Annotated in this window: 13 protein-coding genes and 2 rRNA genes (1 of these 15 only partly in view); 13 read left to right on the top strand and 2 right to left on the bottom strand. The window is 40.0% G+C overall.

Translation table 11 applies throughout. The annotated features are described in order from the left end of the window. The 11 genes from C5L21_RS07950 to C5L21_RS07900 form a co-directional block, all read left to right on the top strand. A 23S ribosomal RNA gene (locus tag C5L21_RS07950) occupies positions 1-195 on the top strand (it extends 2,717 nt beyond the left edge of the window). A 91-nt stretch (positions 196-286) separates the two neighbouring features. Then, a 5S ribosomal RNA gene (rrf, locus tag C5L21_RS07945) occupies positions 287-403 on the top strand. 140 nt (positions 404-543) lie between these two features. Continuing rightward, positions 544-978 (top strand): transcriptional regulator Spx, encoded by a 435-nt coding sequence (gene spx / locus C5L21_RS07940; RefSeq protein WP_004903245.1) that lies wholly within the window; start codon positions 544-546, stop codon positions 976-978. 70 nt (positions 979-1,048) lie between these two features. Further along, positions 1,049-1,732 carry an adaptor protein MecA gene (locus C5L21_RS07935; protein WP_004903243.1) on the top strand — a complete coding sequence of 228 codons (684 nt, stop codon included), beginning with the start codon at positions 1,049-1,051 and terminating at the stop codon, positions 1,730-1,732. A 61-nt stretch (positions 1,733-1,793) separates the two neighbouring features. After that, a complete protein-coding gene (locus tag C5L21_RS07930; RefSeq protein ID WP_004903241.1) occupies positions 1,794-2,195 on the top strand; it encodes a rhodanese-like domain-containing protein in 402 nt (133 codons plus the stop codon). Positions 2,196-2,346: 151 nt separating this feature from the next. Continuing rightward, positions 2,347-3,357, top strand: a complete 1,011-nt coding sequence (locus tag C5L21_RS07925) for a lipoate--protein ligase (RefSeq protein WP_004905777.1) — start codon at positions 2,347-2,349, stop codon at positions 3,355-3,357. Beyond that, positions 3,350-4,486, top strand: a complete 1,137-nt coding sequence (locus C5L21_RS07920; protein ID WP_004903237.1) for a thiamine pyrophosphate-dependent dehydrogenase E1 component subunit alpha — start codon at positions 3,350-3,352, stop codon at positions 4,484-4,486. Before C5L21_RS07925 ends, C5L21_RS07920 begins: the two co-directional genes overlap by 8 nt. Position 4,487: 1 nt before the next feature. Beyond that, positions 4,488-5,468: an alpha-ketoacid dehydrogenase subunit beta gene (locus C5L21_RS07915; protein WP_004909115.1), complete on the top strand. Its 981-nt coding sequence runs from the start codon at positions 4,488-4,490 to the stop codon at positions 5,466-5,468. Then, entirely contained in the window at positions 5,461-6,783 is a 1,323-nt protein-coding gene (locus C5L21_RS07910; RefSeq protein ID WP_085698748.1) for a dihydrolipoamide acetyltransferase family protein, read from the top strand. Before C5L21_RS07915 ends, C5L21_RS07910 begins: the two co-directional genes overlap by 8 nt. Positions 6,784-6,785: 2 nt before the next feature. Further along, the gene (gene lpdA, locus C5L21_RS07905) at positions 6,786-8,195 is read left to right on the top strand and encodes a dihydrolipoyl dehydrogenase (protein WP_004905771.1); all 1,410 of its coding nucleotides are present in this window, start codon (positions 6,786-6,788) and stop codon (positions 8,193-8,195) included. Between the two features lie 28 nt (positions 8,196-8,223). Next, complete coding sequence (locus tag C5L21_RS07900) at positions 8,224-9,027, top strand: alpha/beta fold hydrolase (protein ID WP_004905769.1); 804 nt, start codon at positions 8,224-8,226, stop codon at positions 9,025-9,027. A 20-nt stretch (positions 9,028-9,047) separates the two neighbouring features. Here the strand turns inward: C5L21_RS07900 and C5L21_RS07895 are convergent, their stop codons facing one another. Continuing rightward, positions 9,048-10,730, bottom strand: coding sequence for an FAD-dependent oxidoreductase (locus C5L21_RS07895; RefSeq protein ID WP_133286236.1), 1,683 nt, complete (start codon positions 10,728-10,730; stop codon positions 9,048-9,050). 13 nt (positions 10,731-10,743) lie between these two features. Then, the gene (locus tag C5L21_RS07890) at positions 10,744-11,310 is read right to left on the bottom strand and encodes a redoxin domain-containing protein (protein WP_085698751.1); all 567 of its coding nucleotides are present in this window, start codon (positions 11,308-11,310) and stop codon (positions 10,744-10,746) included. Positions 11,311-11,448: 138 nt separating this feature from the next. Between C5L21_RS07890 and C5L21_RS07885 the strand changes: the two genes are divergently transcribed. Both C5L21_RS07885 and C5L21_RS07880 read left to right on the top strand, forming a co-directional pair. Then, a complete protein-coding gene (locus C5L21_RS07885) occupies positions 11,449-11,844 on the top strand; it encodes a TetR/AcrR family transcriptional regulator (protein WP_085698753.1) in 396 nt (131 codons plus the stop codon). Further along, on the top strand, positions 11,828-12,181 hold the full coding sequence (locus C5L21_RS07880; protein WP_085698755.1) for a hypothetical protein: 354 nt from the start codon (positions 11,828-11,830) through the stop codon (positions 12,179-12,181). Before C5L21_RS07885 ends, C5L21_RS07880 begins: the two co-directional genes overlap by 17 nt. The last annotated feature ends 47 nt before the right edge of the window (positions 12,182-12,228 follow it).

Raw genomic sequence — 12,228 nt, 5'->3', positions numbered from 1 at the left:
CAGGAGCATTGCTGGGTAGCTATGTTTGGATGAGATAAACGCTGAAAGCATCTAAGTGTGAAACTCGCCTCGAGATGAGATTTCCCATTCTTAATGAAGTAAGACCCCTTAGAGATGATGAGGTAGATAGGCTAGAAGTGGAAGTGCTGTGAGGCATGTAGCGGACTAGTACTAATCGGTCGAGGACTTAACCAAAGTCAAGAACGGAAGTTCAAAACGTAATATGAGTGGTTTAATGAAGAGAAAGAATTTGATACTATTTAGTTTTGAGTGAATAACTCAAAGGTGTCGTATTGATAGCATAGAGGACACACCTGTTCCCATTCCGAACACAGAAGTTAAGCTCTATCACGCCGAAAGTAGTTGCCGGATCGCTGGCTGCGAGGATAGGAAGATGCGGTGCCGTACATAGGGAGTGCTCTGAGAAGAGTGCTTTTTTTATGCGTTTATATACTTTTTTATTCGTATTTGTTATAATTGAGTATGGTAATTTGTTTACAATTATATATTTTAATTACTTCGAAGTAAGGAGGGCAGCATGCTATGGTTACATTATACGCGTCACCAAGTTGTACCTCATGCCGTAAAGCAAAACAGTGGTTAGAAAATCATGATATTCCCTATGTTGAACGTAATTTAAATAAAACGCCTTTAAGTGTTGCAGAAATCAAGGCAATGCTTCGTCTGACAGAAGACGGAACAGAAGAACTTATCTCTAAGCGTTCCAAAATATTTTCTCAACTTAACCTTGATTTAGATAATATTTCTATCAATACATTAATTGATTTGATTGTGACGCATCCTTCGTTATTAAAGCGGCCAATCATTATTGATGAGCGACGTATGCAAGTTGGTTATAATGATGATGACATTCGTCGCTTCTTGCCACGCGAAGTACGCCAAAGAGAATTGATTCGAGCGACTTTTAAGGCTGATTTTAATGAAAAGGCCAAAGATTTAATAGTTGAAGAAGGCTGAACAGTCAGTCTTTTTTCTTTACTTTTGACTTTGTGTATGACTAAAATAGTGATGAAAGGTGGTGACCATAATGGAGATGGAACGCATTAATGATAATACCATTCGTGTCATGATTGAAAACAACGATTTAAAAGAACGTGGTATTTCAATCATGGAATTATTGGGTAATCATGATAAGATAGAATCGTTTTTTTATAGTATTTTATCTGAAGTAGATGTTGATCATGATTTTAGTGACGATGATCAGGTGACTTTCCAAATACTACCAAACAAAAATGGTCTTGAATTATTTATTTCTCGTTTAAATGAAGATGAGCAGGTTGGCGATGTGATAAATAATTTAATGTCTTATGCTAAAAACAAGCAAGATAGTGTTGATGATGTTTCTGAAGAGCGACGCTCTCAGTTGCAACAATCTGATGATGGTGAGGCTCATCCAATGATCGCAGATAAGCAAACAGAACCAGTAAGTAATATTTTAACTCTGAAGTTGCCCAATTTTGAAACAATAATTACAATATCTCAGCTACTGCGTGGTGTTACCGTTGAATCAGACTTATATCGTTACGACAAAATCTTTTATTTAACGTTAAGATTCCGCAATGATGATTTGACGAGTGATATGCTGGCAGACCACAAAGCGCAAGTGATTGAATTCGCTGAAGAAAGTAATCAGGATATGGATGTATTGCGAGAACACGCTGAAATAGTATTTCAAGACAATGCACTGGAAGAAATTAATCGTATTTTTTAAAGCTAACCGTGTTAATTTTTGATATAATAAAACAATTGATGTAAGTTGGAAGAGGTAGAACATGAATTTAGTAGTGACGATTCTAATGTTAATCGTTTTATGGTTATTAATGACATTGGGAACTTGGTTGTGGGTTATTATGACTGCAAAATCAACTGGTGTATTGTTAAAGTCAGCAGAATTTGCTGATAAAATATCTGAAGAATCTGGCCAGATTGTTGATGTTCGAGAGTCTGCGTCTTATAAGCGCTCACATATCATGGGTGCCCGTAATATGCCAGCGATGAATTTCACACAGGGCAAGTCTGGTTTACGTAAAGATCGCGATATTTTCTTATATGGTGAGCGGCTACGTGATGTTATTCGTGCTAGTAAGTCATTGAAGAAGCAGGGTTATGATAGGCATAACATCTTTCTTTTGCGTGGCGGTTTTGCGCAATATAATGGTAAAAAAACAAAATAATTTTTATAGGGCTGATAATGTTATGACGATAACATTATCAGCTCTTTTGCTAGATCAATAAACGAATCATGAAAAGGGTATTCAATTTTCAGTAAACAAGCGTATAATTAAAGGTGTAGTATGGAAGCGCTTACAATAGGAAGGTAAAGCAATGCGGTATATTAATTATTTTAATCAAGACGCTTATACAAATATTGCGATGGATGCATGGCTTTTAAGAAATTTAAAGCTTAACGAACCAATTTTTGCTTTATGGCAAAATAAACGCGCAATCATTGTTGGTGAAAATCAAAATACTTTTTCCGAAGTGAATGAAGATTATGTCAAAGCACATGATATTCAAGTTGTGCGTCGTGTATCTGGTGGCGGGGCTGTTTATCATGATTTAGGAAATATTTGTTTTACTTTTTTTGTGCCAGTGGCGAGCAGTGCTAAGGTCGATTTTCATCAGTTTGTCAAACCGATGGCTGATGCATTAGAGTCGTTAGGTATTCGTGTCAGTTTGTCTGGTAGAAATGACTTGGAAATTGCAGGTAAAAAAGTATCGGGCAATGCGCAAAGATATGCAGGTGGCTACTTGATGCATCATGGGACACTGCTATGGGATACAGATGTTGACGCCATGGTTCGTGCATTGAATGTTGCTGATGAGAAATTTATTTCTAAAGCTGCTAAATCGGTACGTGCGCGTGTAGGTAATATTAAAGATTACGCGCCAACTGACTTAACCATTGATCAATTTATTTCACAATTGACATACTACTTATCCAATCAGGGAAAAGATCAAGAATACAAATTAAGTCAGGAACAAAAATCAGCCATACTAGCATTACGTGATAACCAATTTGCAACATGGGATTGGAATTATGGTAAGAGCCCAGAATTTATGTATAATAATCATGCAAAATATACTGGTGGGAGCATTGATGTTCATATTGATGCTGTGGCTGGTAAAATAACGGATATTAACTTCACGGGTGATTTTTTGGGCGTTAGAGATTGGCGTGAAATTAAAGCACAGTTTATAGGTATTCCCTTTACACGCGATGCTATTCGCGAGGTACTTGCGCGAAATGCGGATGGCCAATATTTTGGTAGCATTACACAAGACGAGTTATTGACAACTTTTTTTCAGAAAGATGAGGTAAAGGTTCATGGTTGATATTGTAGACACAAATAAGAAAGCATTGGATTTTGATAATCAGATTGCGGCACAAGACGATACATTTCCAATGTTAAGTGTGCTGGCTGCTGATGGGGCCATTGTTGATGAAACTGCAGTAAAGCGTGCTGAGTTAGATGATGATGATTTAATTAATATCATGAAGCGTATGCTATTAAGCCGCCAATTGGATATTCGCTCAACTAAATTAGCTAAGCAAGGTAGATTTGGCTTTTTTGCGCCAACAGCTGGACAAGAGGCATCACAAATGGCTTCCTCATATGCATTTAACGATGACGATTGGCTAATGCCAGGATATCGTGATATTCCACAAATTATTGTTAAGGGTTGGCCAATTTGGAAAGCTATTCTATGGTCGCGAGGACACGTACTAGGAAATGTCTTCACTACGGCTGATGATAAGCCAGTAAATTCTTGGATGCCACAAATTATCATTGGTGCACAATACGTTGAAGCTGCCGGTATTGCACTTGGTTTAAAGAAGAGACAAAAAGATGCTGTTGTGTACGCCTACACTGGTGATGGTGGTACATCGCAAGGTGATTTCTATGAAGGCATTAATTTTGCTGGTGCTTATCAAGCCAATGCTGTGTTCTTCGTGCAGAATAATGGTTATGCGATTTCAACACCACGACGGTTACAAACAGCTGCGAAGCATCTAGCTGCAAAAGGTTGGGCTGCTGGAATACCAAGTTTGGTTGTTGATGGCAACGATCCTATTGCGATGTATCTAGCTGCAAAAGAGGCTCGTACTTGGGCTACGAGTGGCAAAGGACCAGTTCTGATTGAAGCAATCACAGATCGTTTGGAACCACATTCAACTGCCGGTGATGATCCATTACGCTATCGTACGCAAGATGATATCGATGCTTGGTGGCAAAAAGAGCCATTAATACGCATGAGAAAATATATTACAACTAAAGGTATCTGGGATCAGGAAAAAGAAGATGCTTATATTGCTGAAGTGAATACTCTGATCGATGAACAGATTAAGATTGCTGATAATGTACCAAAGCAAAAAATCTCTGATTTCGTCAAAAATACGCTTGAAGTCCCAAGTTATGCGATGTCAGAACAGATTAAGCGTTTCGAAAGCGAGGGAAAGTAACATGGCTACTAAAAGTTATATCGATGCAGTACGAGAAGCGATGGATTTAGCGCTTGAAAAAGATAATGATGTGTTGATTTTTGGTGAGGACGTTGGTAAAAACGGTGGTGTCTTCCGTGCAACAGATGGACTGCAAGCAAAGTATGGCGAAGATCGTGTATTTAATACGCCTCTGGCGGAATCTGGTATTGGTGGTTTAGCAATCGGTTTGACTACACAAAATTATCGACCAGTCATGGAGATCCAGTTCTTTGGTTTTGTTTTCGAAGTCATGGATTCAATTGCTGGACAAATGGCAAGGAATAGATTCCGCTTTAATGGGACACGTCAAATGCCAATTGTGGTACGTGCGCCTTATGGTGGTGGCACGAAAACACCGGAAATGCATGCGGATAATTTGGAAGGCATGGTGTCGCAAATTCCCGGTATTCGTGTTGTCATGCCAGCTAATCCAGCTGATGCAAAAGGCCTATTATTAAGCGCCATAGAATCCAATGATCCTGTTGTCTTTTTAGAAAATTTGCATTTATATCGTTCATTGAAGGGGGAAGTGCCAGAAGGTTATTATACAACACCCCTAGATAAGGCATCTGTTGCACGAGAAGGTAGTGATGTATCAATTATTTCTTATGGCGGTGGTGTCCCTGTTGCGCTTAAAGCAGCCGAAACATTGGCGAAGTCAAATATCTCTGCTGAGGTTTTGGACTTGCGGACAGTTTCCCCATTAGATATCGAAAGTATTGGCGCCACAGTCGCAAAAACCGGACGTGTTGTTGTTGTACAAGAAGCGCAACGTATGGCAGGGATTGGGGCTAACGTCATGAGCGAAATTTCGGAACGCTTTATTCTTAATTTAAAGGCACCAATTGGGCGCGTGGCAGCACCGGATTCAGTTTATCCGTTTGGTCAAGCTGAAAATGACTGGATGATTAAAGCTGATGATGTGGTTGCTAAAGTAATGGAGGTTGTTAATTATGACTGAGATTTTCAAAATGCCAGATATTGGTGAAGGCATGGCTGAGGGAGATATTACCTCATGGTTGGTTAAAGTGGGTGACGAGGTTGCAATGGACGACCCTGTTGCCGAAGTTCAGAATGATAAATTAATTCAAGAAATTTTATCACCCTACGGCGGAAAGGTCACTAAAATATTTGTGGATGCTGGCACAACGGTATCTGTAGGCGATAATTTAATTGAATTTGATGGGGATGGTAGTGGTGCGTCTGCCTCACCACAAGCCGATGCAACAACAACAAACACAGATTCTGCTACTGAGAGTCAACAGACAGTAGCAGATACACCTACAGTGACCTCAGTTGACGTTGAATCATCAACGGTTCAAACAGCTAATGGGCATGTCCTAGCTATGCCATCAGTACGTCATCTAGCCTTTGAAAAGGGGATTGATCTCACGCAAGTACCTGCGACTGGTCGTCATGGTCATGTGACGTTGGCGGATGTTGAAAAGTTTAATCCGAATGAAGCAGCAGCGGGAGCAGATACAGCAACTATTCAACCTGCTGTTAATCCAGTTGCGCCACAGCCTAAACAAGAGCCAGCAAAACACAACGCCATTGATATCCCTGAGCCTTTGCGAGAAGGCCGTCAGCCGATGACGCCAATCCGAAAGGCAATTGCGAAAGCAATGAGCACGCAACATACGGATATCCCAGCGGTAACTAATTTTGACCAAGTTGAAGTTAGCAAATTAGTGGCACATCGTCGTCAATTCAAACTACAGGCATCTGAAGATGGCATTCGCTTGACCTACCTTGCTTATGTCGTTAAAGCGCTGGCAGCAACGGCCAAGAAATTCCCTGAATTAAATGCTAGTTTGGATATGGCCACACAAGAAATCGTCTATCATGATGATGTCAATATGGGCATAGCGGTCAATGCCCCATCTGGCCTATTCGTACCAGTCATTGCACATGCAGATCGCAAGTCAATTTTGGTAATCGCACGAGAAATAGCAGCATTAGCCGAGGCTGTTCGTGATGGTAGTATTAAGCCGCAACAAATGCAGGGTGGCACAATGACGATTTCTAATATCGGTTCTGCTCGTGGTGAATGGTTTACACCAATTATTAACGGTAAAGAAGTCATGATTTTGGGATTGGGCTCAATTGTGAAGGAACCGATCATCAACGATGATGGCGAAGTTGTTGTTGGACAAAATATGAAGTTGTCTTTGACATATGATCATCGATTAATTGATGGCATGTTAGGACAAAGTGCCTTGAATTATTTGAAGCAATTATTGTCTGATCCGGCTTATATGCTAATGGAGGTTTAATAATGGTTGTTGGTGCACAAGCACGTGAAATTGATACAGTAATAATCGGTTCAGGACCTGGTGGTTATGTCGCAGCGATTCGTGCAGCGGAATTGGGACAGCATGTCACGATTATCGAACGTGAAAATATTGGTGGCGTCTGCCTAAATATTGGGTGTATTCCATCAAAGGCATTGATTAATGTTGGACATCATTATCGTAATGCATTGGCAGAAACACCATTTGGTTTGCATATCGATGGTGCTACATTAGATTGGCAAAAAGTACAAGATTGGAAACAAAATAAAGTTGTCAATACTTTAACGAGTGGTGTCAGTATGTTATTAAAGAAGCATCACGTTGAAATCATTAAAGGTGAAGCGACATTTAACGATAATGAAACATTGAATGTGGTGCAAGAGGACGGCCATGAATTGCTACAATTTAACAACGCCATTATAGCAACAGGTTCGCGACCAATTGAAATCCCTAGTATGCCTTTTGGTGGCCGAATTATTGATTCAACTGGGGCTTTGAGTTTGGAAAATATTCCCAAAAAATTAATTATTGTCGGTGGCGGGGTCATTGGGTCAGAACTTGGTGGTGCTTACGCTAACTTAGGTACCGAAGTCACAATTGTTGAAGGATTAGATCATACGCTCAATGGTTTTGATGCGGAAATGACGAAACCAGTATTAGCCGATTTTGAACAACATGGTGGTCATATCGTGACATCTGCCATGGCAAAATCAGCACAACAAACTGACCAAGATGTTAGTTTGACTTATGAAGTAGATGGGGAAGAACATACGATAACTGGCGATTATTTGCTAGTTGCTGTTGGTCGTCGGGCTAATACAGATGGATTAGGTTTAAATAATACGGATATCAAGCTAAGTGACCGAGGTTTAATTGAAATTGCGGATACCATGCAAACAAATGTGTCACATATCTATGCAATCGGGGATGTAACAATTGGCCCTCAGCTAGCACATAAGGCGAGCTTTCAGGGTAAAATAGCTGCTGCTGCGATCGCTGGTGAAGCTCAAGCACATGACTTGCACTATTCTCTGCCTGCCGTGGCGTATACACAGTTTGAGTTGGCGACAACTGGCGAAACGCCAGAGTCTGCTAAGGCAAAGCAACTAGATGTTAAGATTGCTAAATTCCCATTTGCCGCTAATGGGCGTGCTATCTCGATGGATGAGACAACCGGATTTATTCGACTAATTAGTGATACAGCAACACATGGCTTGTTAGGTGCGCAAATCGTTGGTCCCAGTGCTTCTGATTTGATATCAGAGTTATCACTGGCGATTGAAAATGGTTTGACCACCAATGATATTTCACTCACAATTCATCCACATCCAACATTAGGCGAAGCCATCATGGATACAGCTGAATTAGCGGATGGTTTACCAATTCATATTTAACAGATTTTCTGAACTTAAAAGGAGTAACATGGCAAAACTGACAACAAATGATCATGTGATGTTAGACTATCATATCTATGGTTTTGGACAACCAATCATATTAGTTGCCGGTTATTCAGGTAATCAGGCGACGTGGTCTGGACAGATTGATCAGCTTGTTGCAAACGGGTTACAAGTGATTACCTATGATAGACGTAATCATGGTGATAGTGACAATGTTGACTATGGGATGCGATTATCACGTCATGGGCAAGATTTAGCTGAATTAATTGCAAGCCTTAAGCTAAAAAAGCCTATATTATTAGGGCATTCAATGGGGGCTAGCTCGATTTGGGCCTACTTGTCATTATATGGAGATGATAACGTTTTGGGCATCATTACAGAAGATCAAGTCCCGGTCATGGTTAAGCAAAAAGACTGGCAATTTGGTTTATTTCAAGCCGATTTTGAGCATGTTACTGAAGCAATGAGCAAGCTTCCTGGTACGAAATTAACCAATATTAAGCTATCAGAACAAATGAAACGTCAAATTAGTCTGCATTATAAGCCATTTGATTTTCAATATAATGCACCATTATTATTTAATAGCCTATTGCAAGATTGGCGTGATGTCGTTGCGCGTGAAAAAGTCCCGCATCTCTTTATTGCGGGTGATAAATCGCCTCTGTGGCCAGCCCAACATGCAGTGGTGACAAGCCAATTAGCTACTAAAGGCGAATATGTTATTATCAAAGATGCCGGTCATATACCACATATTGAAGCACCAGACACCTTTAATCAAATTGTTAGCAATTTTATACAGAAAATAATCTCAATAAAAAACGCCACCTGAGTTGTGTGGCGTTTTTTTATTTATGCATTTACATTTTCAATTGCTGTCACGATATCTGACATCGTTTGACTGCCAAAAATAATATCTGGTTGATCATCAATCATCATCGCTGGCACACTCATAATGTGATGCGAATTTCTAATGTCAGGGAAAAGCTGTAAGTCAATCATTTCAGCTGAGACATGTAGATTAAGAGCTGCGATGTGCTGACAGGCAGCAACAACATCTGGACAAAAATGACAGGTTAGCGACACACCAACTTTAATATCAGTTGCTGGTAAAGCCTTGATACGTGATTGAAGCTGCGTATCAAGTTTTTGTCCTGGGCCAGCAACGTTGTATAGCGCAAGTACTAACGAGTTTAATTCATGACCAGTGGGAATACCACTAAATGCAATACCTGTTGCCGCATTATTTTCATTGAGCAACGTAAAATGTGGTAATAATGGCATGTCGGCGGCTTTTGCTTCGGTGATACGCAACGTTAAATGTTGACTTAATGCAGCTAATTCGGTTAAAAATGACGATAATTCATGACTTTTATCACTATTATCTGTGATTTGAGACAGAATGACTGTTTTGGATAGTTGGTCAAAAATAGGTTGGAGTTGCTTGATTAAATTTTGATCGAACCATTGTCCTTGATGTTGGGTTGCAGTATGTGGTTCATCTCCCAGCTGCGATTGTTGTCGCATATTGTCAGGTTGCTGGTGTTTTTTTGTAATCTGTGTGCGTTGAATAGGAATATGCAATGCTTTCTTAAGATTTGTGACATAAACTTCGGCACTTGTTGCAGCATTTGCACCATCAGCCGCCGCAGTGACAATCTGACGTAGTGGCTTAGCAATCACATCGCCAGCAGCAAAGACACCGGAAATATTAGTTTGACATTTGTTGTCAGCGATAATGTATTTATCATCGTCCAGTGTTAACTTTTCTGTGAATAAATCAGTTTGCGGGTCGGTCCCAACATAAATAAACATGCCAAAAGTGTTGTCACCTTGAGCAACATGATAGACTTTCTTTTCATGTGTTTGATTATTAATAAAGACAGCTTCAGTTAAATAATCTTTACCCGAAACAGATTGCACTTCAGTGTTTGGCCAAACCGTAATATTGTCATTAAGTCGCGCGCGATCGGCTGTTAGTGGCGGACAAGTAAAATCATCGGAGCGCATTACAACAGTCACATGTCTAGCAAAACGTGTTAAATATTCAGCTTCTTCAGCTGCGGCGTAACCACCACCGATGACAAAAACTTCCAAACCGCTAAATAATTCGCCATCACAAGTTGAACAATAGGCAACACCACGGCCACGAAATTCTTTTTCACCTGTAAAACCAACTTGATGAGGTTGGGCGCCGGTTGCGATAATAACGCTGCGAGCTTGATAAGTATTTTGCTTGCCTGAAACGGTTTTAACTGCTGGTTGACTAAAGTCAACTGATGTAATGGTATCGGATACAAAGTTAACACCAAACGCATCAGCTTGTTGCTTCATGTTATTCACCAATTGAGTACCTTCAATGGTATTTACCGCCGGATAATTGGCGACACTTGATGTGGTTGTAACTTGTCCACCGATTTGGTTGCCTTCGATAATCAATGTGTCCATCGTGGCACGGCCAGCATAAATACCAGCAGAAAGCCCGGCTGGACCACCACCAATAATCAAAGTGTCATAAATGTGGGGTTTTGTCATGAATTTAAGCCTCTTAAATTTTACCAACTAGATCTAAGCTAGGAGCAATGGTGTCTTCGCCTGGATGCCAATTTGCTGGGCAAACACGATCGCCGTGTTCAGCCACAAATTGTGCGGCTTCTAGTGTACGGAGAATTTCTTCGGCATTACGACCAATACCCATATTATTGATTGTATAAGACTGAATTTTCCCTTCAGGATTCACGATAAAGACAGCTCGGAATGCTAAACCGGCGTCTTCATCTAAGACATTGAAGAAACGTGCTAATTTGCCAGCGGGATCAGCAAGCATTGGATATTTTACTTTAGCGATGGTATCTGTTGCTTCGGCCCAGGCTTTATGAACAAATTCGCTATCTTCCGAAACCGAATAAATTTCAGCATTAGCCTTTTGGAAATCAGTATAATGGTCAGCTAAGTCACCTAGCTCTGTCGGGCAAACAAATGAAAAGTCAGCGGGATAAAAGAAATACACGCCCCATTTTCCTAGAGTATCTTGCTTAGTAACTTGTGTGACATCACCGTCGTGATAGGCGTTGACAGAAAAGTCTGCGATTTCTTGGTCAATAAAGTTAGTCATAATGATTTTCCTCCTTTTAAATTATAATCATTCTAAACTAACTTCAGTATACAACGCTATTAATAAAAAAATCAAGGGGATATTAAATTAATTATTATTTTACTTGACCAATCAGTCAAATAAAACTATACTAAGGGCATGGGTAGAAAAAAAAGTTTTGATCAACATATTGTCGTTGCACAAATGAGTACATTGTTTGTGCAGCGTGGTTTTGAAGGAACATCTTTAGATGATTTAGTCACAGCGACAGGATTATTACGTGGCAGCCTTTATAGTGAATTTGGTAGTAAACAGGGCATGTTTATGGCGTGTTTAAAAGCAAATTTGAAGAAGCAACCATTAGATGATGTCACATGGCGTTTATTGCTTGTGGCAATGCTAGAATTAACGTCAAATAGCCAAGCTGTGAATGAAATCGTCAGTCAGTGGTACGCCAAACAGAATAGTCCTAATATAGCAACGCAATTAGGACAACAGGTGTTGAAGCATAGTCATATTTTATCGGGGGATAACGACAATGGAAAACGTAGTTAATATACAAAATGGGCAATTAGTGATTGAACCAGTCGGATTAACTAAAATTGCAGCACTTAAAGAGCGTATTGCGATACCATTGACGCACGTTGTTGGTGCTTCAATCGATACTGGCATAATCAATGAGAGTAAGGGATTCAGAATGCCGGGAACAGCCATACCCGGTTACTGGGCAGGTACGTTTCGAAAAAATGATGAAATGACCTTTTTTAACATTAAACACACGAGCTTACCGGTTGTTATTCAACTTAAAGATGAAAAATATACGCGTTTGGTACTAGGCGTCGATAAGCCACGTGAGTTAGTTACTTTGATTAATAATCATGCGTTATCATGATATTTTTGACAATTTTTGGTGGTAGGCATAAAATAGAGAAAATAAAT

Source organism: Leuconostoc citreum, from assembly GCF_004354555.1.
Taxonomy (GTDB): domain Bacteria; phylum Bacillota; class Bacilli; order Lactobacillales; family Lactobacillaceae; genus Leuconostoc; species Leuconostoc citreum.
The sequence above is the reverse complement of the archived record's forward strand: the minus strand, read 5'-3'. Positions and strand labels throughout refer to the sequence as shown.

Coding starts and splice junctions, on each gene's coding strand:
- spx (WP_004903245.1), top strand. CDS start 544: ATGGTTACATTATACGCGTCACCAAGTTGTACCTCATGCCGTAAAGCA.
- C5L21_RS07935 (WP_004903243.1), top strand. CDS start 1,049: ATGGAGATGGAACGCATTAATGATAATACCATTCGTGTCATGATTGAA.
- C5L21_RS07930 (WP_004903241.1), top strand. CDS start 1,794: ATGAATTTAGTAGTGACGATTCTAATGTTAATCGTTTTATGGTTATTA.
- C5L21_RS07925 (WP_004905777.1), top strand. CDS start 2,347: ATGCGGTATATTAATTATTTTAATCAAGACGCTTATACAAATATTGCG.
- C5L21_RS07920 (WP_004903237.1), top strand. CDS start 3,350: ATGGTTGATATTGTAGACACAAATAAGAAAGCATTGGATTTTGATAAT.
- C5L21_RS07915 (WP_004909115.1), top strand. CDS start 4,488: ATGGCTACTAAAAGTTATATCGATGCAGTACGAGAAGCGATGGATTTA.
- C5L21_RS07910 (WP_085698748.1), top strand. CDS start 5,461: ATGACTGAGATTTTCAAAATGCCAGATATTGGTGAAGGCATGGCTGAG.
- lpdA (WP_004905771.1), top strand. CDS start 6,786: ATGGTTGTTGGTGCACAAGCACGTGAAATTGATACAGTAATAATCGGT.
- C5L21_RS07900 (WP_004905769.1), top strand. CDS start 8,224: ATGGCAAAACTGACAACAAATGATCATGTGATGTTAGACTATCATATC.
- C5L21_RS07895 (WP_133286236.1), bottom strand. CDS start 10,730: ATGACAAAACCCCACATTTATGACACTTTGATTATTGGTGGTGGTCCA.
- C5L21_RS07890 (WP_085698751.1), bottom strand. CDS start 11,310: ATGACTAACTTTATTGACCAAGAAATCGCAGACTTTTCTGTCAACGCC.
- C5L21_RS07885 (WP_085698753.1), top strand. CDS start 11,449: ATGGGTAGAAAAAAAAGTTTTGATCAACATATTGTCGTTGCACAAATG.
- C5L21_RS07880 (WP_085698755.1), top strand. CDS start 11,828: ATGGAAAACGTAGTTAATATACAAAATGGGCAATTAGTGATTGAACCA.